The 22515-nt window shown below is 36.8% G+C and carries 18 protein-coding genes; 2 read left to right on the top strand and 16 right to left on the bottom strand.

Translation table 11 applies throughout. From position 1 onward, the window contains the following. Positions 1 to 7 precede the first annotated feature (7 nt). The 4 genes from MT489_RS21090 to MT489_RS21075 all read right to left on the bottom strand — a co-directional run bounded on the left by MT489_RS21090 (position 8) and on the right by MT489_RS21075 (position 4573). Positions 8 to 1369: an MATE family efflux transporter gene (locus MT489_RS21090; RefSeq protein WP_244683536.1), complete on the bottom strand. Its 1362-nt coding sequence runs from the start codon at positions 1367 to 1369 to the stop codon at positions 8 to 10. A gap of 76 nt (positions 1370 to 1445) precedes the next feature. Next, entirely contained in the window at positions 1446 to 2606 is a 1161-nt protein-coding gene (locus tag MT489_RS21085) for a Gfo/Idh/MocA family protein (protein WP_244683535.1), read from the bottom strand. Positions 2607 to 2620: 14 nt separating this feature from the next. Next, positions 2621 to 3376, bottom strand: a complete 756-nt coding sequence (locus MT489_RS21080) for a sugar phosphate isomerase/epimerase family protein (protein WP_244683534.1) — start codon at positions 3374 to 3376, stop codon at positions 2621 to 2623. A 252-nt stretch (positions 3377 to 3628) separates the two neighbouring features. Next, positions 3629 to 4573 (bottom strand): aldo/keto reductase family protein, encoded by a 945-nt coding sequence (locus tag MT489_RS21075; protein ID WP_244683533.1) that lies wholly within the window; start codon positions 4571 to 4573, stop codon positions 3629 to 3631. Between the two features lie 206 nt (positions 4574 to 4779). On the opposite strand from MT489_RS21075, the gene MT489_RS21070 reads away from it, so the two are divergent. Both MT489_RS21070 and MT489_RS21065 read left to right on the top strand, forming a co-directional pair. Beyond that, entirely contained in the window at positions 4780 to 5625 is an 846-nt protein-coding gene (locus MT489_RS21070) for an AraC family transcriptional regulator (RefSeq protein WP_244683532.1), read from the top strand. A 21-nt stretch (positions 5626 to 5646) separates the two neighbouring features. Next, positions 5647 to 6246, top strand: coding sequence for a YesL family protein (locus MT489_RS21065; protein WP_244683531.1), 600 nt, complete (start codon positions 5647 to 5649; stop codon positions 6244 to 6246). 16 nt (positions 6247 to 6262) lie between these two features. Here the strand turns inward: MT489_RS21065 and MT489_RS22505 are convergent, their stop codons facing one another. The 12 genes from MT489_RS22505 to MT489_RS21010 all read right to left on the bottom strand — a co-directional run bounded on the left by MT489_RS22505 (position 6263) and on the right by MT489_RS21010 (position 22358). Further along, entirely contained in the window at positions 6263 to 6523 is a 261-nt protein-coding gene (locus tag MT489_RS22505; RefSeq protein ID WP_370876430.1) for a cellulase N-terminal Ig-like domain-containing protein, read from the bottom strand. Between the two features lie 268 nt (positions 6524 to 6791). Continuing rightward, a complete protein-coding gene (locus MT489_RS21060) occupies positions 6792 to 7802 on the bottom strand; it encodes a carbohydrate ABC transporter permease (RefSeq protein WP_244683530.1) in 1011 nt (336 codons plus the stop codon). 16 nt (positions 7803 to 7818) lie between these two features. Then, the gene (locus MT489_RS21055) at positions 7819 to 8724 is read right to left on the bottom strand and encodes a carbohydrate ABC transporter permease (RefSeq protein ID WP_244683529.1); all 906 of its coding nucleotides are present in this window, start codon (positions 8722 to 8724) and stop codon (positions 7819 to 7821) included. A gap of 3 nt (positions 8725 to 8727) precedes the next feature. After that, complete coding sequence (locus MT489_RS21050) at positions 8728 to 11310, bottom strand: DUF5696 domain-containing protein (RefSeq protein WP_244683528.1); 2583 nt, start codon at positions 11308 to 11310, stop codon at positions 8728 to 8730. 16 nt (positions 11311 to 11326) lie between these two features. Continuing rightward, a complete protein-coding gene (locus MT489_RS21045; protein WP_244683527.1) occupies positions 11327 to 11953 on the bottom strand; it encodes a YIP1 family protein in 627 nt (208 codons plus the stop codon). Next, on the bottom strand, positions 11937 to 13397 hold the full coding sequence (locus MT489_RS21040) for an NHL repeat-containing protein (RefSeq protein ID WP_244683526.1): 1461 nt from the start codon (positions 13395 to 13397) through the stop codon (positions 11937 to 11939). The genes MT489_RS21045 and MT489_RS21040 overlap by 17 nt, the downstream gene beginning before the upstream one ends. Positions 13398 to 13412: 15 nt before the next feature. Next, entirely contained in the window at positions 13413 to 14282 is an 870-nt protein-coding gene (locus tag MT489_RS21035) for a carbohydrate ABC transporter permease (protein WP_244683525.1), read from the bottom strand. 3 nt (positions 14283 to 14285) lie between these two features. Further along, positions 14286 to 15212 carry a carbohydrate ABC transporter permease gene (locus tag MT489_RS21030; RefSeq protein WP_244683559.1) on the bottom strand — a complete coding sequence of 309 codons (927 nt, stop codon included), beginning with the start codon at positions 15210 to 15212 and terminating at the stop codon, positions 14286 to 14288. Between the two features lie 66 nt (positions 15213 to 15278). Beyond that, a complete protein-coding gene (locus MT489_RS21025; RefSeq protein ID WP_244683524.1) occupies positions 15279 to 18182 on the bottom strand; it encodes an extracellular solute-binding protein in 2904 nt (967 codons plus the stop codon). A gap of 160 nt (positions 18183 to 18342) precedes the next feature. Further along, positions 18343 to 19677 (bottom strand): ABC transporter substrate-binding protein, encoded by a 1335-nt coding sequence (locus tag MT489_RS21020; RefSeq protein ID WP_244683523.1) that lies wholly within the window; start codon positions 19675 to 19677, stop codon positions 18343 to 18345. A gap of 431 nt (positions 19678 to 20108) precedes the next feature. Beyond that, the gene (locus tag MT489_RS21015) at positions 20109 to 21047 is read right to left on the bottom strand and encodes an MDR/zinc-dependent alcohol dehydrogenase-like family protein (RefSeq protein WP_244683522.1); all 939 of its coding nucleotides are present in this window, start codon (positions 21045 to 21047) and stop codon (positions 20109 to 20111) included. Between the two features lie 210 nt (positions 21048 to 21257). Continuing rightward, on the bottom strand, positions 21258 to 22358 hold the full coding sequence (locus tag MT489_RS21010) for a Gfo/Idh/MocA family protein (protein ID WP_244683521.1): 1101 nt from the start codon (positions 22356 to 22358) through the stop codon (positions 21258 to 21260). Positions 22359 to 22515: the final 157 nt, after the last annotated feature.

Raw genomic sequence — 22515 nt, 5'->3', positions numbered from 1 at the left:
ACTCATTTCATGCGTTTGCACTTTTTTCATTTTCTTTCCCGTCAAACAAATCCTTCTTCCTCCACTTCCCAAACTGGTAATATCCAAAGGCAAAGAAACTGCTTATAAAAAAGCTGACTCCCATTCCAAGTGCAATTCCTTTTTCTCCTAGAATATTAGAAAACAAATATGTTAATGGATAGCGCAGCAACCAAAAGGAAATGATGTTCAACACAAGTACTTGAACAGCTGCGCCCGAAGCCCTTACGACCCCATTCCATACGAAATTAAATCCTAAAAACGGGAAGAAAAAAGCAACTAGTTTAATATATTCGGTCCCAAATTTTACAGCTTCAGCTTCCGAAATAAATAATTGAATGCCTAAAGCTGCTAAAAAGAAGATAGATGTAGAAGCAACAAGCATCGCGCCAAGGTTTAATAAGGTTGCGTATAATGTAATTTTATGGACACGATCCCACTTACCTGCAGCGATATTTTGCCCAGCCATACTATTCACAGCAGTTCCAAGTGCAGACGCCGGAAGCATAATGATGCTCTCAAGACGCTGTGCAGCACCAAAACCAGCTACTGTACCACTTCCAAATGCTGTAACAACACTCATAATGGCTGCTGAACCAGCGGAAATCACCATCATTTGTAAACCTGATGGAATCCCTTGACCTAATATAAGAGTAACTTCCTCTTTTCTAGGAATCGAAGGTACAGAAAAGGGGATTAATTTATGATGAAGACTGATGAACAGTCCATATATAAATGCTGTTCCTTGTGCAAAAATCGTAGCATATGCCGCTCCTTGAATCCCCCACTTAAAAACGTAAATAAATAAAGGATCTAAAACTGCATTTAAAACAACCGCAATCATAACAAATCGCAATGGCGTTTTACTATTACCAAGGGCACGGAATACCGTAGCAATAAAATTATAGCCAAATAAAAAAAGAATACCTAAAAAGTTAATTTTTAAATAGTTCGATGCATCCGCAAGCATGGCATCAGGAGTCCCGAGGATTCTTAAAATATTTTCCGTGAATATAAACCCAACCGCTCCAAGAATAATTGCCATTGTTCCTAGAATGACGGTAAAGGCATTTACATAACTACGTAGAGCCGATGGATCTTCCTTCCCTTTTAGTTGGGACAATATCGTTAAAGTAGCATTATTTATACCAATAATAAATGATAGTACCGTAAAAATAACCGTGCTTGAAACCGCAACAGCTCCAAGGGCATCAGCACCAAGTAAATTACCAACCCATAAACTATCAATGAATTGATACGAGATTTGTAGAAGGTTTGTTACCATGATTGGGGCTGAAAAGGTAATGAGCTGCCTCCATATAGATCCGCTTGTAAAATTCTGTTGTTTCAATCAAAACAGCTCCCTATAACCATACTTAAAATCCGGAGAGACATTACGTCTCATCCGGATTTTACTTATCATATCATCAATGGGTTCCACTTACATCTAAAGTAAGATCCTTTGCTTCCTTTTTAAAGGTAGACTGTTGAATTTTTTCTTGCAGCTTTTCATAGTAAAGATCTTCATCAATCGGCATTTCTACCCAGTCATCCGTCCAGCTAGATAAATAGACTGCATTTGATATCGCTAGACTGTTAATACCTTCTGCACCAGGTGCTAGCAGTTCTGCACCATTTAAAATAGCGTCTACCCAGTTATTCATAATACCAATATGATCTGTCGCCCTTCCACGAATTGGAATATCTATCTTCCAACATTCCGGCTCACCAAAACCACCTTTATACGTACGGTTGAATTCACGTTCTGACTGTGTTAGTCGTGAAAAAGTTAGTTTGTTATCTTCCACGACAAGCTTTCCACGGTCTCCTGCAATTTCAAAGCGATTCGTTCCAGGTGCCTCTCCTGTAGAAGTTATGAATACTCCGGTCGCACCATTTTCATATTCAACATAAGCGGTAACATCGTCTTCCACTTCAATGTCATGATACTTTCCAAAACCACTAAATGCTCGAACACGCTTAGGCATTAAGCCAGTTGTCCACTGCCACAGATCAAGCTGATGCGGCGATTGGTTGAGCATAACGCCGCCACCTTCACCAGCCCACGTGGCACGCCAGCCGCCTGAATCATAGTAACTTTGTGAGCGGTACCAATCCGTAATAATCCAATTTGTCCGTTTAATCTCACCAAGTTCTCCGGAAGTAATTATCTCTCTTACTTTTTGATAGAGAGGATTTGTCCGTTGGTTAAACATCATACTAAATACTTTTCCGCTTCTTTCAGCTGCCTCATTCATTTCTCTTACGTTTTTAGTATAAACCCCAGCCGGTTTTTCACACAAAACATGCAATCCACGTTTAAAAGCTTTAATCGCTAGTGAAGGATGATCATAATGCGGAGTAGCAATGATGACTCCATCAATATCAGCATTGGAGAAAAAATCATCATACGAACTGAATTTCTGAACCTCATTTCCAAACGCGTCCTCTGACCATTGGATTCGATCAGGTCTCTCATCACAAATTGCAGTTAGTACGGCATCCTTTATATGTCCATCAAAAATATTTTTAGCATGACTCGATCCCATATTTCCCATTCCGATAATACCTATTCTTACTTGATCCATGAACACACCCCCACTTATACTCGTTCTTTTAATTTCATTAAATTTTCCAAGCTGATCTTCAAACTATCCATAGGGTTTCCTGGGCAGACATCTTGCTCAACCGCATACCATTCAACACCTGATTTTTCGCCCCATTGTAAAATTGGAACAAAATCAATTTGTCCTGTACCGACTTCTGCAAAGAGTTCTTTTTCATCATTAGTCATATCTTTTAAATGGATAATTGGCATTCGATTGGCGTATGGTTGGATAAAGGAGAGTGGATCACGCCCACCTTTTTTCACCCAGTACACGTCAACTTCAGCTAAAATCAAGTTATCTTCTGAAGGTTCTAATAAGAATTCAAGAGCAGAAACTCCATTGATTTCCGTCTCTAATTCAAACGCATGGTTATGATAGCTGATTCGATAATCTGGAGCTTTTCTAGCAATAGCATTCAAGTTTTCTTTTACTTTTGTATATCCTTCTTGATTCCAATATTCCTGTGGGAGGTATGGGCAAACAATGTCTTTTGTGTCATAAAGATCTGCCTCTTTAAGGACATTTTCGAGATCATTTTCAAGGCGATCTAATGAAATATGCATTCCCGCGGTTCCTAAACCCGTTTCTTTTAGAATAGCTGAAATTTCTTGTGGGTCATGATCTGCTGGAAGTGCAGAGATCTGGACACCTGCCCATCCCATTTCTTTCAATTCCTGAAAAACAGGCCTGATTCCTTTTGCCAATTCCTCGCGCACAGTATATAATTGCGCTGCAAATTTGTGCTCCACTTGAACCTCTCCCTCCATAAAAGTAAAATTATTAATTTTATTCAAGATGTCTACCTCAAGCAACCATCGACTAACAAACTTTCGGTCCTTCTCTTTTGTGGAATTAGCCTTGCAAATCCAGCTGCAGGTCTCTTCCGCTTTTCTATCAAAAAAGAGGCGTTCCAAAGAAAGGTGGGAAAAAACCGTCTCCTCCCATATTTACTCATGGTGTGGAGAGGACCAACCAACTCACTTTGGAACATCCTCCATTTTTTAAGTTAGGATTTCTTCAATTTTGTCAATTACTTCACCTGTTAATTGCAAGCTTGCTCCTTTAACATTTGCTTCAATCTGTTCAGGACGGCTTGCTCCTACTAATGCACTCGCTACATTTGGTTGACGCAGCACCCACGCAAGTGCCAATGCAGGCAATGTTGTATCTATCTCTTTTGCTAATGTATCCAATTGTGTTACTTTTCTTTGCACATCTTCATTCAAGAAACCTTTTACGAACATGTTAATATTATCGTTTGCAGCACGACTATTTTCTGGAACATTACCACTTAAGTATTTTCCAGTTAATACACCTTGTGCAAGCGGAGAGAAAACAACTTGAGAGATTCCGTATTTACTAGATACTGGTATGACCTCATCTTCAATATAACGATGCAACATATTATATTGAGGTTGGTTCACAACTATTCTATCTAATAAATATTTATCAGCAATTCCAACTGCCTCTTCAATTTGAGCTGCAGTCCATTCACTAACTCCTGCATATAGAATCTTTCCTTGACGAATTAAATCATCGATGACACGCAATGTCTCATCCACTGGTGTTTCAGGATCATAGCGATGACAATAAAAAATATCAACGTAATCTAATTCCATACGTTTTAAGCTATTGTGCAGCTGCTCGAATACATGCTTACGGGATAAACCTCTGTCATTTGGACCATCACCCATTGGCCAAAAAGCTTTTGTTGTAAGGACATATGATTCACGAGGAAATTCCTTCAACGCTTTAGCCATAACAGTTTCGCCTTGTCCTTGCTCGTAAACGTTTGCAGAATCAAAAAAATTGATACCTAATTCGTAAGCTCTATGTATTGTCTTTGTTGCTGTATCATCTTCCACTGACTTACCATATGTCAGCCAGCTCCCCAAACTAATTTCACTGACCTTCAAACCAGATCTACCAAGTCGACGATAATTCATCCTGCCTCTCCCTTTCTTAACAATTAATTCCTATAAAATTACACTATTATCATCAGATATTTAATGGTATGTGTCAAGAGTTCCGTCCTGAATTAAAATATAAAAATTGTAAAATCCAAATATTAAAATTTTTGTAATTTTATGTAACATGATTGTTAAAATTATGTTATACTTAATAAAAGCGCTTCCAAAAGGGAGGGGTGAATTTGACTCAAACCCTAATTTATGTACCGAATAACTTTTTATATAAAGATTTATTTATTCATAATTACGGTATTGAGAAGTGTTATCCAAATCAATTTTTTGGTCCAACGTCTAGAGATTATTATTTAATTCATTTTGTAATTGAAGGAAAGGGCATCTTTAAGGTTGGAAACGAATTGCATTATATCAAAAAAGGACAAGCCTTTTTAATCAAACCTGATGTAGAAACCTATTATAAGTCGGATAGTATTAATCCTTGGACCTATTGCTGGATTGGTTTTAATGGCATTCAAGCAAAGAATATTATTAATAAAACAAAACTTACAACGGACTTGCCTGTTTTTTTATTTGATGAGGATGATATATGGTTTCGACAATTTTTATCTTCCATTGATAAAGAACATACAATAGAAGATGATTTAAAAATTCAGGGACTATTATATTTACTTCTATCCTCTCTTGTAGAAGAATATCCAAAGCAAAAAGTGATTAATAGACAAATAAAAAAAGAAGAGTACATTAATAAAGTTATTGATTATATAGAAGCAAATTTTGCGAAGAAGATAACTGTTTCAAGTATTGCTGAATATATCGGACTAGATCGAAGTTATCTCTCATCTTTGTTCAAAGAATATCTAAATTTAGGTGTTCAGGAATATTTAATTCGATTTAGGCTAAATAAAGCTTGCTCTATTTTAAATGCAAAAGACTTATCGATTGGGGACGTAGCCCGTTTAGTAGGTTATGAAGACCAATTATTATTCTCTAAAATGTTTAAGAAATATATAGGTATCTCCCCTAAACAGTATCGCATTGAAAATAACTATTCGCGAAATTCTATTATATAAATATTGCATCGGGGGAATATCATGAAGCTATTAAATACGCATTTTCATGGGATGATGGAAACCATATCAAATTTCTTTCTTCTAAATTTACTTTGGATATTGTTCTCTCTCCCAATCATTACTGTTTTTCCGGCTACCTCTGCTATGTTCGCTATATTGAAAGATTGGAAGGAAGATAAACACATTCCTATCCTTTCCTCCTTTTTATCTTATTTTAAAAAATACTTCACACAAAGCTTTTTAACCGGCTTATTATTCTTTGGTGGCTTCTGTTTATTATATTTAGATTATTTGTTTATTCAAGAGCTATCTACCTTCATGCGGATTATCGTTTTTTCAACCATTTTATTAATTAGTATCGTTATATTGTTCACGGGCATATATTTTTTTCCTGTTATGGTTCAGCATAAATTACCATTTAAGAAAACAATTAAGCTCTCATTTATGTATTCCATAATGTATTTTCCAATAACGATATTATTAGTTTTACTTCTAATTTCTACTGCACTTATTGTGTATCTAATTCCCGTTTTATCTATCATTGCTTTCAGTGTGGCAGCATATATTGTTTATATTCTTTGTCATCGTTGCTTCTTAAAAGCAAGATCTATTGTAAATTAATTAGAGCGAGAGACTGTCATATAAAGACAGGCTTCTCGCTTTTATTCATTTTACAAAATGTGAAATGGCAAATAATGCAGGTGAATTCCAATAGGTAATTTCCCGGTTCAATAAGCTCTGAGAAATCACCATAATACAAATCTGCATTGATGAAATCAGAATACATTGATTGAGTGACCTCACTTGAAAATACAAATTGACTTTTACTCTCATCCACTATTTGAAACGTTCCTGCTTTTATAAATTGCGCAATCTTTTCAGAGTTCTTATGATAGATATCCCACTTGGTTGATTAATATCACATTGGCTTTAGCATTACCCATTAATATCACGCTTCTATTTTCTTAGGTCAACGGTATTCGTCTTAACAAAAATTTTTAAGTGAAAGAACCAATATTCCATATGAAAGAGGCATTCCATTCGAAAGCCTCTTTCATGTTATTACTCTATTAACCTTGTAAGTTCATGGGTCCAGGTGAGCATTTCAGCAAGTAGCAAGAAGTGGCATCATCAAAAAGGAGTATATGGATGTCTTTTTAAAATCATCACCCGACAATCCCTGTTCTCTCAACACTTTCAACAAAATGCCTTTGGACGAACATGTACAAAACGATGAGTGGTGTTATGGCTAGTAAAACGCTAGTATTTACGAGCATCGATAGATAAAATGGATCAATCTGTCCTGAACCCGACGCAGCCGTTAACTTTGAAGCAATTGTAGCACCGGCGATTTGCACCTGGGAAGATATAACACTAGCACTCTCAAGGAACATTGTTGTAAAGTACGTGTCATTCCATTGCCATACAAATGAAAATAGCATAACCGTAATAATGGCGGGGATGGCGTTAGGAAGCATAATACGGAAAAATATCTTGAAAACGCCCGCTCCGTCCACAAGTGCTGCTTCCTCAATTTCCCTCGGAACTCCTTTGAAAAACTGTCTAAAAATAAAGATAAACAGACCAGCTTTTAATCCCATTGCTGTTGCAGAAGAAATAATGAATGGCCAAAATGTCCCAAGTAGTTTAATTCCTTCTCCACCATTAAATAATCCGATAATACCAAACACATCGAAATTTCGATATTGTAAATACGTTGGTACCATGATTGTTTGTGGTGGAACGAGAATCGTCAAGATTACTAGCGCAAAAAGAATATTATTCCCTCGAAATTTAAAGCGTGCAAATCCGTATCCTACAAGTGCACATGAAATTGTAGTCAATAGCATTGTACTTCCCGAAAGCAAAAACGAATTCCACACTACCTTAAAATAATTCATCGATTCCATTACGTATTTAAAATTCTCCAAGGTAAAATGACGAGGGATGTACATCACATTTGGATCATATAAATCTGATTTGTGTTTAAAGGCGATGGAAACCTTTAAAATGATCGGATAAAGAATGACAAAGGACAATCCGATTATCAACACTGACCTGACTAAAGTCCATGCCATGCTTTTAATCTTTTCAAAAGGAATGGAAAAATGCCTTTCTTTCCTCGCATTGACTTTTTTAATGGCAATCGACTTTTCCTCAAGCACCGTTCTCTCCATTTTTTCCCTCCTCACACTATTGGTAGAATACTTTTTTCGAAATAAAGAAGGTACTGATTAATAAAATGACTGAGATGACAAGGAAATAAATCCACGCCATGGCACCGCTTAATCCATAATCAAAAGTTTTTCCAAATGCAGTTGATCTTAGCAATGTTGTCATTTTGTTATCCGTAAACGAGTCAATTACACTGTAAATAACATTTGTTAATATAAGTGGGCTAATCATTGGAAGTGTAATCTTCCAAAAAGATTCATAGCTTGTCGCACCTTCAATTTTCGCAACTTCGTAAAGCTGCGGGGAAATGGATTGCAGCCCAGCAAGAAAGATGATAATTTGAACGCCCGATGCACTTACAATTTCATAAATCCTATTAACCGCACCCGTTAAATAATTGACTATAAATTCATTTAAACCCGCTTCAAGAAGGAGCTTTTGCAGCTCAAAACTTCTTAGTCCTGTCCCCGCCTGTTCTTCTTCTCCTCCAGAACCCATCATCGCACTTTGTAAAAAATCCCCACTCTCTATACTTGCAATGACACCTGATGCGAGGATAACCGGTAAAAAGAAAATGGCCCTTGCTACCATTCGCCCCCGAAATCTTTGATTCAGTATGGTAGCAATAAATAGGCTAAAAATAACTATCAACGGGACATTTACAACCATATTTACGACCACTTCGATAAGTGTCTTGTTAAAATCAACATTTTTCGTTAAAGCTTCCTCATAATTGGCGAAACCTAAATACTCCAAATGTATCCCAGTTGGCGATAGTGATAATTTGCTAAAGCTATAACGAAGAGATTGTAACAAGGGAACAGCAAACAGTAGTGTAAAACCGATTAGCCATGGCGAGATAAAAGCCCAGCCCCATAAACCTTTTCTTTGTTCAAGGGACAATTTTTTCAGTTTAGGAAGCATCGTTTATTCCCCCCGTCCAATAATATAGCTTTCAGGCTCAATGATTCTATTATCTACGGTTACAGCCTCTCCGTTATAGTTAACGATGATTGAGTAGTCATTTCCATAAGTAGTTTCATAGACACCTTCTGCAAGCTCTTTATGCGAAGTAATCGCCTTATTCCTTACGTCTTTTAGCACCGAGTTCACTTCGTTATACATATTGATTGATTCATCTAGCCATAAATGATAATTCGACGATATTAAATGATTAAATTCTGTTTCTTTAATAACGGAAGGATCTTTATAAAACCAGCTAAAGTAAACGTTTGATCCTGTCTCCAATGCTTTCAATATTTGATTTCGAATATATTGATCATCATTTAAATTTACGGGCTTACCAGCATAATCGATATATCCATGGATGACCATTTGATAAAACGGAATACTTTTATCTGTAATATTAAAATTACTGCTGGAAAGAGGTACTTCGAGAATTGATTTGGCATATGGCAGCTCTGGTGCATTCCCACCAATAGTCAACAAATTAGTAAACTTTCCTTTTAACTTATTCATTTGTTCTTCCATAGCTTTTTTCGATTGCTCTCGATTTATTACCTTTTTCTCTCTGTAATCAGAATGCATACTACCTATATCTCGGAGTGATAGGCCGTTAATATTAAACTTTTCATAGTCTTTTATAAATTCATCTACGTAATTTGGTAGTTTGGCTGGTGACAATAAATAATAAGGTGTACGATTCTGAATATCTTGACGATAAGTCGCCAAATTCGTCGGATAAATTTGTGCGATTTTTTTAGTAATATACCTAGATGCATCCCTTGAAGGGCTGAACCCAATTGTATTACGATAAACATTCGTAAAAGCCACATCCGGATAAAAATCTACATTATTTTCTGAAAGAAACTGTGCAAAGCCTTCAAGCCCTTTTTTACCACCGATTTTACTATCTACATTGACGCTAGTTGGAATTTTATGGTTGACTCCTTCATTAAACCAACCGGTATAACGCACTTTTAAATTTTTTATATCCTCGTCCATTAATTCGTTAACGATTTTTTTCCCTTCTTCAAAAGTTGTAAGTGGTTCCAATGATTTGTAAGGAATTCCTAATATCGTTTTTCTTTTCCATATGGAACCAGTCAAATCAAGATAAAAAGGGATATTGTCTTCCTGCTCCAATGGCTCAAGCTGATATTTGTCAATCAAATATTTTTGGTAGTAGTTTGCCATCCCCGTGTAATTTGCTTGATCACCATTTAGAAAAGCATATCGGATTGTAATGTTTTCTTTATACTCACCTTTTTGAAAGACAAACGTTGTATTAGATCGGTTTCCCCCAGATAGAGTAATCTCACCTGAGTTCTTCAAAACGAAAGTGCTATATACTGAATTATACGAATTCAAACGTCCTGAGACATCCGCTTCAATTGAAGCAATACCGTCTCCTTCTTCAATAATGCTAAAAAAGGCATAGTCTCCTTGTTTCATACCAAAGATAGGGAGTTTAATATCTTCACTCGTTAATTGATCCGTTTTTTCTAATACTGCCTCGTCTTTTCCGTATACACGAGCTGAATACGGTTGATAGTGATTTTTTCCGTTATTAAGTTCTATTAAAGCACCAGATCCGTCGGGTACAAGCATATAACCCGTTTCATCTTTACCAGCTGCTCCGAAAAACGGAAGAATTTGAATTGTATTAATTGGAAATTGTTCATTATAATCAATTTCACTGCCTTTAATATTTACGGTCACACTATCTCCGTCAAGCTGTACAATGATTGGAATGACGAACATCGGAAAGTTTTGGGTTTCTCCTACCTCTCCCCCATGCTCCACATTATCTTGTGCCAAGTCTTCTTCCGTATAGCCGACTTCAGCAAACAATTGTACAGCACGGTTTATCGCTACTTTAGAGAAGGCTCCGTCTCTTCGTTCATAAACGTCCTCTTCCTTAATATATTTAAACCGTTTTTGGAAATCCTTTTTTGTCTTTTCATCCTTAATTTTATCGAGAATCAATGTGTGGAATCTTTCCTTACTCATCTTTACTGGAATTTGTTCTATACCTTTTTCCGCATTCCCAATTGTATAGACAATTTTGATTCCATTATCCACTTTTTCGAATACAAATTGTTCCTTCATTACACTATCTCTATAACTATCCATTCTCGATGTTTGTCCATTCGGGTTAAAATAATTCAACACTACTTGAGAACTCAGTAAACCTTTATTTTCAGCAGCAGCAAAAGTATCTTTTTCCCGATCAGCAGGATTGGAATACCAAACCTTCCCATTTCGCTTTTCTTTTATTGCAAAATCAGCAGTTTCTTCATTGAAATAAAGTTCTAGTGTTTCAGTAGACGCGACCATTTTCATCTCTTCAATAGTGGATCCTTTAATGTCTACTACAGGTGCAGGTTCATCCGCTTTTTCTTCAGAGCTATTTTCAGTTGCTTCTTCTGATGAATCTGCGCTTCCAGATTCCTCTGTATTCGCATAACCTTTTGGAACAGTAGCATTCATTCCTAATAGCATAAGCAATATACACATAATGCTTATTATTTTTGTATTCCGGGACATATCGCTAACCTCCCTTCTAAAGCCGGTATATGATTTCTTTATAGACCGTTTCTACAAACGTCACTAATTGTTGAATTAAACTGAAAAACAGCAAACCTAAAAAGATCATTACACCCATAACCATTGCTGTAATAATAAACGTAGCAATTGTCTTACTGACTGAATATTGATGGACTGTCATGATTCCTACAAATAACAATCCAAGGAACCAAAACATTGCAATTGATTCTAGTAAAAAGAAGAGTGGAGCCTCTTCAAACGTTATAAAATTACTGATGATGGTAGTAGCAGCGTAAATAATGACCATTGGCAATAGTGCATAAGCTGTTACCGTAATGATTTCAATAAATTTTCCTTCTCCATCCATCAACGTTGTGATTGCCCAGTTAGCAATACAGAAAAGAAAGAATGGCAAGACAATGAAAATTAATTCATCAATACTGTTTAATGTGTTAGGATTGCTAAAATTTACAATAAACCCTGTAAACTGGCGTTTTAACGTAATAACAAGGGTTAATAGTAATAGGATGGATAAAGCAATTTGTGGTTTTCCTTTTCCTTCATATTTAACATCCCAGAACCCTTTAAATGGATGAACAATGACATAAAAAGGATATTTAATTAGCTCATTCCACAACTGCACTCGCCCTCCTTCTTCTAACGCTTCGATACACTCTAAATCCGATATATAACAAAGGAATAAGTACGATCGTCGTCATCATTACTCCGAAATTCTCTCTAAGAATTTCCTGTCTATATCGTTTAAAGGCTTTTGAGTAATACTTTTTACTGTTTCCGTTTTTGAAATAGGTCATTGCTTCTTTGTTCTTGCCTTCCATCAGGCGTGCTTTTCCTATACCTACATAAGCAACTTCAAAGTTTGCGTCCAGTCTCAATACCTTTTCCCAATAAGCAGCTGATTCCTTGTCTTCGCCTAGATGATAATGTCTTACAGCTTCATTTACATTTCGGCCAAATTCTGTCGGTTTAAAAACAATTAGATTGTTGTAGCCTTTATCAAGTACAAGGATATCTTCACCTACTCTTTCAATCGCAGAAGGCGTCTTAAATGTACCTACTTGATCACCGATTTTTCCGAAAATGTATAATAAATTCCCGTCCTCGTCATATGTGAAGACTCTTCCCTTCTTTAAATCGAGACCACTGTACATACCGTATTCATTGACATTTACATCAATGAATGTCGTTCCACCTGCGTTTTCCCCTCTATATGTAAACTGAATATCACCTATTATCGGATGATAACCTTCTTTACGGATGACATCCGTTCCTGTTGGATTCAGTCGTTGCAAGGGAGTAGTTGTATTTCTTTCTGAGTTTGTAGTATAAATAAAGCCATCCTCATCAAGATCCAGATTGTTAAATTCAATCGGTAAAAACAATGCCATTTTAGCTCTTTGCTCTTTTGTGGCTATCAATCTCCAAAAATAGTCAATCGGCTTAAATTTAACTTTATTAGCTCCCGTATATCCTGTGAACATACCGTCAGGGTCAAACTCAATGATACCGTCGTAAATACCTCTACCAATCACATAAATTCGCTGTGCTTTATCAACGGCAATTTTAACAGGGTGGTATTCAAATCCCTTACGAATAACATCAGATTCAGGAGGACCTATTTCTCTTATAAAATCCCCTGTTCCTGTCAACTGTACTATTCGCCGATTCCCGGTATCCGCCACATATATGTGTTCCTCTTCAGTGACAAAAATCCCCTGCGGCTTACTGAATTGATCTTTTTTTGCGTTATGTTGAAAATCTTTAATCTCTTTTAAAAACTCATATTTTTGATTAAGAATAACGATTCGATCGTTTCCTGTATCTAAAATATAAATCTTGTCATTTCTTACATACATATCATCTGGAGCATTGAGCAAACCGTATTCTGTATGTCTTCCATCAACAACAATGTCAGGTAAATATGGAATAGCAGATGGAACAGACTTCTTCCAATAAGAATAATTGTATCCCTCATATGGAGATGCCGCGGAGGTAAACGGCGCCATGATTGTAGTAAAAATCATGATTGCTGCTAATAGACAAACACTTTTGATAAAAAGTTTCATTTCTCTTCCTCCCCCCTAATCCTTCATCCCAGAAGAAGACATTGTCTGTATAATGCTAGCTTGCGAGAACAAAAAGACTGTAATAGGGACGGACATGAGGAGTAATGCAACTGCCGCTGCTGCACCTGCACGAGCAATTCCCCCTTGAATAATCTGCCCCATCGCATAGTGCATTGTTTTCAATTCTTCGCTATAAATAAAGTTTCCACCATCTGTTCCCCATAATTGTTGGAATAATAAAATCATCAACGTAAGCCAAGCCGGCTTCACCATCGGCATAACGATTGTCCAAAATATTCGATACTCACTTGCACCATCAATTCTTGCGGCCTCGAGCAGTGTATCAGGGATCTGTTCCATAAACTGCTTCATTAAATAGAGGCCTAGTGAAAAGGCGAACGATGGAACAATGATGGACCAATATGTATCTACCCATCCAAGAGTAGCCATCGTAATATAGTTAGGAATCGCCGTAACGTGAGGCGAAAACATTAAGGACAAAATAACAATATTAAAAAGAATATTCGATCCAGGAAATTTGTGCTTTGCAAGTGGATACGCTGCTGCGGCCGCAAATATAATGTGACCCGCTGTACCCACTATTGTGATAAAGAATGTATTAAACGCATATCTCGTAAATGGAACCCAAGAATCTGCCATTAAATTAAATAAATCTATGAAGTTATTAATGGTCGGATTTCTAACAAAAAACCTAGGTGGGAAAAGAAAGATTTCATCTAATGGCTTGAAAGCATTATTGATTGTATAGACTAACGGCAGAGCCATAAATGATCCGAATAAACCTAGGAAAATGAAGAGAAAAAATGTTCCGTACCAAGAGCGATTAAGCTTCTTTTTTCTTCTCCTCGGAAGTGCTAATTCCATCAGTTATTCACCCACCTTCCGCAGTAACTTTTGTGTAATCAAGTTTGTCGCCATCATAATAATGAACAGAATTGTTGCAATAGACGATGCATATCCCATTTCAAAACGAATTGTTCCATAATCAATTAAGTGTGTGACAATCGTATGAGCTGCGTATTGAACACTCGGAAATCCTGCGAGCGCCATCGATACATCAGCCACAGCAAAGGAGGTTGTAATTTGAATTACCGCTCCAAACAATAATTGTGGCTTCATCGATGGCAATGTAATATACCATAACTCCTGCCATCTATTTCGTATTCCATCAATTGCCCCTGCTTCAAACAGTGTCCGATCAATTGTTTGCAACCCAGCGATAAATGCAAGGAAACTTGTTCCTAAACTTAGCCATAACTGAACTAACATAACGATTGCAAGCATATATTTTGGATCTTGCAGCCATTGAATCGGCTCATAAATTAATCCAATCTTCATTAAAAATCCATTTGCATAGCCGTAAGTGTCACCTGAGAAAACAACAAGCCATATAAAGTAAATATTTCCCGAAATTGAAGGTGCAAAGAATATTAATGTCATAAACGCTCTAAATTTAGGTGGAAATTCATTAATAACCCATGCGAACACAAAACATGCTATATAACTTACAGGTCCTGTTACTGCAGCGAAAACAATTGTATTTTTTAAAGATATTAAAAATACATCATCTTCTAAAAATAATCTCGCGTAGTTATCCCATCCTACCCAGCGCGGCGCTTCCAACATGTTAAAATACGTAAAGCTAATCCCAATTGAAATTAGTACAGGAAGAACCGTAAAGAGAAAGAACAGTGTAAAGTAAGGCGCCATTAAAATGTATGAATGTTTATGGATACTGATATTCCGTTTTACTTTTTGAAAGAATGTCGGCTTTCCTGAAGGAAGCTTTACTATCTCAGCAACGGGTCTTGCGACAGTAGCTTCCGTTTGCTTTGTCTCTGATAAAATGGTGTCCCCCTCCTATTCCAGTGGCAAATTAAATTCTTTCCTCTTAACCCGGATTTCATCATCTATATAAATAATGAAATCATTTAAAGCTTCTCGAGGATTTGTACCATTGTTGACAACTTCCCTAAATGCGTTGTCTAAATGCCTTCCAGTAAAATATCCCCCTGGAACCTCAGGCACTCCACGTACCCATTGCCACTGTTTTTCTAACTGTTCATAATCTTTTACAGGCCAAGGGAGCTCTTTCAATGCTTCTATATTCGCAGTCGGATATCGAGCAGCCGCACCCATCAATCCTTCCATTTCCCTTCCAAAACGAACCTGTACTTCTTTACTTGTCCACCATTTTAAAAACTCCCATGAAGCCTCTTTATTTTTTGATTGCTCCATCAAAATGGCAGATGTTCCCGAGCTGCTAACCTCTCGTCTTATCGTTCCGTCATTTTGCGGAGTTCCTGGAATTTGAACAAATTCCCATAAGCCTCTTATTTCAGGAGCAGAAACGGATAGATGGTTATAGAACGTATAATCTGCAATACCAATTGGCATTTCCCCTGTTCTGAAACGGTTCGGGAAATCAAATTGCAGCGGCAATTTATAGTTCGTATAAAGACTTGTCCAATTTTTAAAAGCTTCCATTGACATTTCCGAGTCTAAAGCACTGCCTATATCTTTTTCCTTGTACAGTTTTCCATCATTTTGGAAGAGCATCATTGTGAATGTTTGATTCGGAATTAAGTTCACCATTTGTGCAGGAGGATCTAGCGGTAATGCCATTTCCATGTGATTTTTCTGTAAAGCGGGCAATATTTCATATAGCTCATCCCAAGTTTCTGGAACCTTTAAACCATATTCCTCAAAAATATCTTTCCGGTAAAACATCATACTGAACACTTGCTGCTCTGGAAGGGCATATACTCCATCATTAAATCGGAATGGCAATACAGCACTATCCCTAAATCTCGTTTGAACTGTTTCAAAATCATCGAACTGAGTTAAGTCCGCGACAGCATTACGCATCGCATAGTTAACCGGTATATCGTTCTGAATCTGCATTGCCACATCAGGACCTTGTCCAGCTAATGTTGCAGGAAGCAATACGTTCATTTGTACAAGCTTCAAATTGACATTAATATTCGTTTGTGGAGTAAAAGTATCATCAATCATCGATTTCAATACTTGTGCTTGGTCACGACCAGTCCCGATCCAAACCGTAATCGTGTTGTCATCTTCTTCATCGGAAACGTTTCCAATACTGTTATAGTCCTCAATGAATGAATAGAAAAAACTGCCTACTTCATGGATCGCTTTACTTATGACTGTTGCGTCTGGCTTTGGCATCTTTTCTTTTGGTGAGGCAACTACAAAATAATCTATTTCTAAAGGTTGTTCTCTAACCGTTAATATCCATGTACCAAGTCCACCAACATTGATTTTATACGTATCAAGTCGTCTTTGAATGGTTTCTGGACGTTTCACAAAGTCCTCTAACTGGTATGCCATTGTATTAAGAATTGCTGTTTGATCACTTTTTTCTCCAGTCACCCTTTCCAGTTCTTCGGAAACTTTATATAAAATTTTGCTTTGTCTACTAAAGATTTCCGTCATTTCAGGAATGTGCTTTTCAAGTTGATAGTCTCTATATGGATCTGGCACTGCACCAGTAACCATCAGAATTTTCCGATAAATATAGTTCAATTCTAGAACACTAGATTCAACTGTGCGAAGAAGTGGAGCAACATCTCCGAGTGTAACTTCAAGCTTAATTTCGTTTGTGCCTTTCGGTAAATAAAATAAATATGGATCTTCCCCGCCGAGTACATCCAATTCCCAACTGTTATGAAAGTAAAAAGGAATATTTTCCACTTCTTTAAATGGCACTTCATCGTTTATAAGCAGCTTCCTTGCTGAAAAAAGACCTCTCAGCATATTTTGCTTATATTTTAATCCAAGCTTATATAATCCATCTTCAGGTACATCCACTTTCCATGTAATCCACTGGCCCGGCCATCTCCAGTTATAGCCACCAATCGTATTCATACGGATTTTGGATATATCATACGGTTCAGTCGAAGGACTCGTGCGATCATTTATTGAATATAAAGTTGGTGCCGATTTTAATGTGGCATCTTCACCTTGAATCTTTAATTGAACGCCATCTGTTTCCTTATATCCCATTTTCTCGTATTCAGCTTTAACCTCTTCGTAAGTTGGAATGTCTTTCACCTGGTACAACTTTATGTAATCTATGAGTAGCGGTTCTCTAGAAGAAACTAAGGAAATTGAATTTTTACCTTTATTAAAATAAAATAAATACGGTTCAGTATAATAACCTTCACTATCTTGGAGATCGACTTCCATCCAAATTGGATCCTCAACCTGTCTTGGCCTCAAATCATTCCCACGATTATCACGTTCAATTTCAGGCAACTCATTTTTCCAAGAGCGAGAGAAGGTTAAAGTCGCAGCACCTTGGAAAGGTACTTTCCCATTAATAAGAAGTTCTCTTTCGGCAGAGGAGCTTTTCCCTTCAATCGGAAAATATTTTAACTGTATGTTATATAGTCCTTCTTCTTTGACATCAAATTCCCACGTAATCGATCCTGTTTCTTCTGTTTTAACAGCCTTGCCATTCATACCTTCAAAATTTGTTAGGATTTCAGGGTTCATGTCGTTGGAGGCAGCAAATTCTTCTCCTTCGATAAGGATTTCTGATTGGGGTTTAGGTGCATTTTTATATTCATTTATATACTGGGAATATAAATCTTTTCTAATGAAACTTTCGTCTGATGCAGGCATGTCTGTTTCAGACTCGGCATAGGTTTTTTGATTAAAGGTAGGTAGATACAATCCAGAATAAAACATCATAAATACTGTTAAAAAGGTAATACATTTTCTTGTTTGGCGATTGAACATTAAAACCACCTCCTGCCATTTTTTTGCTTTATTATTTAACTTTGTTATTTAATAATCTTTTCTTTCCAGGCTTTAGAATTCTTTTTTTAGAAATTCCCGTTTACGCATATTTACATAGACGGGAATTTCCATTTTAAAAACCTAATAGATTTAGAGAATCCTATTTTTTACCTAAAAACTCATCGACTCGAGCTTGTGCTTCGCCTTTGATTTTAGCGATTGCTTGAGTTGGCGACTCTTCTCCGTGTGCAATGTTGGAGAATGTTTCGTAAAATGCATCGTTGAGATTATAAACTTTCCAATAGTTTGGCTTGATGTTGTCTAACATTGTGACAGCAGTATCAATTGCTTCTTCACTTGGTAAAACGCTTTCAAACCAATCAACTACATCGTCTTCCCAACCATCCCAAATCTGCAAATCTTCCCAGATTTTGTATACCACTTCTGGATCTTTAACCCCTTTAGGAATGAAGTCACCAGATACGTCGGATAGAGGAACTACGTTTGAAGACGCTTTAGGTCCTTTTGGCCACATTACATAGCCCCATTCAAACGGAGCTTCCACACGGTCATAAGCTTCCCAAATCCATCCTTGTGTCATACCTACTAATCCTTCAGTGAAATATCTGCGAGGATCCTCCCAGTCATTTCCTTCATTAGGCTTGATTACTTTATGTTCGTTATAAAGCGATACAACGAAATCTAATGCTTCAATAGAATTTGGCGAATCTAAAACAATTTCCCCAGTATTTGTGTCAAGAAACTGTGCATCATTTGAAAAAATAGAGTACTCAGAAATAATACTTGGGTCTGCGCTTAATCCATATACCCCGTCTTTTGTCAGCTTTTTAGCTGCGTCAAGCATCGCTTCCCAAGTCCATTCTCCATTCTTTTGTAATTCATATGGATCTTGAAGTCCCGCTTCTTCAAACATCGTTTTGTTGTAGTACATACCCCCACTTTCGTTCACTTGGAATTTCATCATGTATGCTTTTTCATTGACCTTTCCAATGTCTTTCATTCCTTGGGTCATTTTCGATTTAGATAAATCAACAATGTCATCCAATGCGTAGAAAAAGTCTTGTTGAATAAGTGGTCCTGCTTGTGTAGCACTGAGTCCAATAATGTCTGCGTAAGGATCGCCTGCTAATATAGAAGTTGTTAATTGGTTAACTTTTTCATCAAAAGGAACAACTACGTATTCAATTTTGACGTTGTATTTCTTTTCAGCCGCTTCTAGTAACTCTTGTCTAATATCACCAAACTCTGTACCAATTAATGGATTTCTGTCGTAATGATCGACAATTTTAATTACTCGGCCGCCTAGATCATACGTTTCTTCTGGTTCTTCCTCTTGTACAACTTCTTCTTCTTTTGGCTCACTTTCTTTTTCTTGATCGTTATTAGTTCCGGATGATTGCTGCCCGCTGCTACAAGCTGCGAGGAATAACACAAATATTGTCATAATAAGAAAAGAAAGATAAAACTTTTTCATTTTGACCCTCCCAAAAGTTTTTGGAATAGTAGAGCCGTAATAAATACAAAAACCCCTAAACAATGTATCACCCTACAAAAATATTAAATAACTATCTCCTTATAGGGTTTAAAACCATTCGTATAAGGGTAGAGATTGGAAACCCTTACAACTAGTCGGTACCTATTAAAAATTTAATAATCTTAAGCCGATTAACCGAAATTACTTTTTATGTACTTAATATTTGTAAATTAATTGTAAAGTAATAATAGTTAAAAAACTTAACTTAGTAAATGGAAAATAGCTAGTTTATATGTCATAAAGCTAGTTTCATTTTTAAAAGTTACCTTTTTTTCTAGTAGAAAAGTCCCTCACCTTTTTAGCCGTTCTCTACTAATCTAATTATTCGACCTTAATTTCAGACCCTTATAAACATCTATTCCGTGTGTAAATCATAAGGAAACTACTGCTTTAAAGAATCCTCTTGGCTTTGATACATTGGATTCAAAAGCTTTATTAACTTCTTCCAATGGATAAATATGGGTCACAAGCGACGACATGTTAATGAGTCCCTCTTCCAGCAATTTAATTCCTAATTTCATACCTTCCATATATACATTAGGATCGCGCTCATGTGCATTTACCACATCTAATCCTTTCCAATTCCATTGTTGCATGTTAATTGTTCTCGGCGGTCCTTGATGATAACCATATATTATTAAGCTACCGCGAATTTTTATTATATCTGTTGCCAAGTCCAATGCTGGTTGGGTCCCAGTAGCCTCTATGACAACATCCACACCTTGATGATTCGTCATTTCCATTATTGTTTGACGGACATCCTCTTTTGCATTGATTATATGTGTTGCACCAAGTTCTGTCGCTAACTCAAGGGCTTCCTCACGAGTATCGATTGCAATAATCTTAGCTGCACCTTTTAGTTTTACACCTTGCAAAATAAGTTGTCCCATAAATCCTAAACCAATAATCGCGACGGTATCACCGATTTGAACGTTTGTCCTTTTAGTGGCGTTCATTGCACATGCTAATGGTTCACCTAACCCTAATTCGTAAGTTGTATCATCTGAAAGGGGAACTGCACGTTCCTCATGTACACATACGTACTCTGCAAAGCCTTGCTCGGCTAAAACAGTAACGCGATCACCAATTTTAAACCGTTTTACATTTTTGCCAATTTCCGATACCTCTCCACTTACTTCGTGGCCAAGGAAGAGTGGTTCAGACGGATCCATATCCTTCCAAACAGCCACTTCTGAAGAGCATACTCCACATACCTTTACTTTTACTTGAATCTCGTTGTCCCCTGGTAGAGGTATATCTTTCTCAAACATTTTAAATTGCCCTGGAGAGGCTAGAGCAAAAGCTTTCATGTCATTCTCCTTTTACCTGATTGATTAAGGCTGTTTTCGTAAAGTCTGTTGTTTTTGTAAAAGCCCAAATCTCTCTTTTATAATTAATATCCGCGTCTAGCGATTCTTATAGAGTCGAAGCTCTTTTCTCATCTGAACAATTGATGGCTGACGATGAAATCACTTTTTCATAATTTAAAGTTTAAGAATAGCAGCAATGCTAGACCTTGTTTAAATAGATTCTTCTTTAACAAGGTTATGAGATTCGAGCATTTTTTCAACGATCATATTAAACAACTTAAGATCTTCTTTAAAATCTTCTGGAGTTGTTTTTGGTGTTTTCCCCTGTGTCACTACATCATAGAAATATTCTAATTCCGCTACATACGCGTCTTTAAATGTAGGACGTAATTCTCTTTCTTCGAATGCTTCTCCAATTGTTTCTTTTACTGACAGAGTAGTAGGCAATTGGCGAATATATGGTGTATTGTATTGGATCTTAACTTGCTTCGTATCTGAGAAAACTTCTAAATGGGCATCGAATCTTCTTTGTTGATCTACACCCGTCTCAAATGCAGTATAGAATCCATCATGTTCAAAAATGGCATTTATGTAACCGCCGCCATTCCATTGAACTGCTGAAACAACTCGTTTCGGAAATCCAATAAGTTCTCTCATCGCAGACAAATCGTGACTGCTTAATCCACATAACAATCGATAAGCATTCTTGATTTCATCAGGTGCATCACCAATCGCTTCTTGAACCATACTTGCAGCTCTTCTCCATCGGTCTTCCATTGCCGATTGAGGGATGTCGCTAAAACGATGCACATTATGCGACTGTTCAATCATCATAATGTTTGGCCCAATAATGTCCCTTACTTTAGCATATTTAATTTTATCCATCTTCTCGATTTCTTTGACGCCTTCCAAAAATGCTGGTGCGAATCGTCTCATGTATCCGACCATTACTTGAACGCCATTTTTATCCCTAGCTTCAATGATTTTATCAGCATCTGCCATCGTTAAGCACATTGGCTTTTCTACTAAAATATGCTTCTTATTTTCAGCAGCTGCCACAACGCAATCTGTATGATACTCATCGCTATTAAGGACAAATACCACATCAAGATCTTCTTGTTTCGTCAGTTCTACAGCATCTGTATAGAGATTAGCTACACGAAATTGCTCGCCTAATTTCTCCAATAATTTAACGGAAATATCACATAAAGCACTTATTTCATATTTATCTGATAGCATCTGTAAAATCGGTAAGTGAACGGTTTGAGCAACTTCTCCCAATCCGATTATCCCAACCTTTAATCTTGTCATCGCAAATCCTCGCTTCCTTGTTGTTTCCATCAGGTATTGAATCATTGTTTATTGTCGTTTCTTTTACTATAATTTAATATGGAGTGCTTCTTAGTGCATGATCGAAAGGCCGCAAACCTACATCACTAGGAAGACTTCTTTTTTTCTCTCTTCCTCC

Source organism: Lederbergia wuyishanensis (assembly GCF_022900255.1).
Taxonomy (GTDB): domain Bacteria; phylum Bacillota; class Bacilli; order Bacillales; family Bacillaceae_C; genus Lederbergia; species Lederbergia wuyishanensis.
Note: the sequence above shows the minus strand (reverse complement) of the source record. Positions and strands in the feature narration are given on the sequence as shown.

Bases quoted from the DNA above. Each gene is read 5' to 3' on its own strand.
- MT489_RS21085 (WP_244683535.1), bottom strand. From the start codon at position 2,606: ATGGATCAAGTAAGAATAGGTATTATCGGAATGGGAAATATGGGATCG.
- MT489_RS21075 (WP_244683533.1), bottom strand. From the start codon at position 4,573: ATGAATTATCGTCGACTTGGTAGATCTGGTTTGAAGGTCAGTGAAATT.
- MT489_RS21065 (WP_244683531.1), top strand. From the start codon at position 5,647: ATGAAGCTATTAAATACGCATTTTCATGGGATGATGGAAACCATATCA.
- MT489_RS21060 (WP_244683530.1), bottom strand. From the start codon at position 7,802: ATGGAGAGAACGGTGCTTGAGGAAAAGTCGATTGCCATTAAAAAAGTC.
- MT489_RS21055 (WP_244683529.1), bottom strand. From the start codon at position 8,724: ATGCTTCCTAAACTGAAAAAATTGTCCCTTGAACAAAGAAAAGGTTTA.
- MT489_RS21050 (WP_244683528.1), bottom strand. From the start codon at position 11,310: ATGTCCCGGAATACAAAAATAATAAGCATTATGTGTATATTGCTTATG.
- MT489_RS21040 (WP_244683526.1), bottom strand. From the start codon at position 13,397: ATGAAACTTTTTATCAAAAGTGTTTGTCTATTAGCAGCAATCATGATT.
- MT489_RS21035 (WP_244683525.1), bottom strand. From the start codon at position 14,282: ATGGAATTAGCACTTCCGAGGAGAAGAAAAAAGAAGCTTAATCGCTCT.
- MT489_RS21025 (WP_244683524.1), bottom strand. From the start codon at position 18,182: ATGTTCAATCGCCAAACAAGAAAATGTATTACCTTTTTAACAGTATTT.
- MT489_RS21020 (WP_244683523.1), bottom strand. From the start codon at position 19,677: ATGAAAAAGTTTTATCTTTCTTTTCTTATTATGACAATATTTGTGTTA.
- MT489_RS21015 (WP_244683522.1), bottom strand. From the start codon at position 21,047: ATGAAAGCTTTTGCTCTAGCCTCTCCAGGGCAATTTAAAATGTTTGAG.
- MT489_RS21010 (WP_244683521.1), bottom strand. From the start codon at position 22,358: ATGACAAGATTAAAGGTTGGGATAATCGGATTGGGAGAAGTTGCTCAA.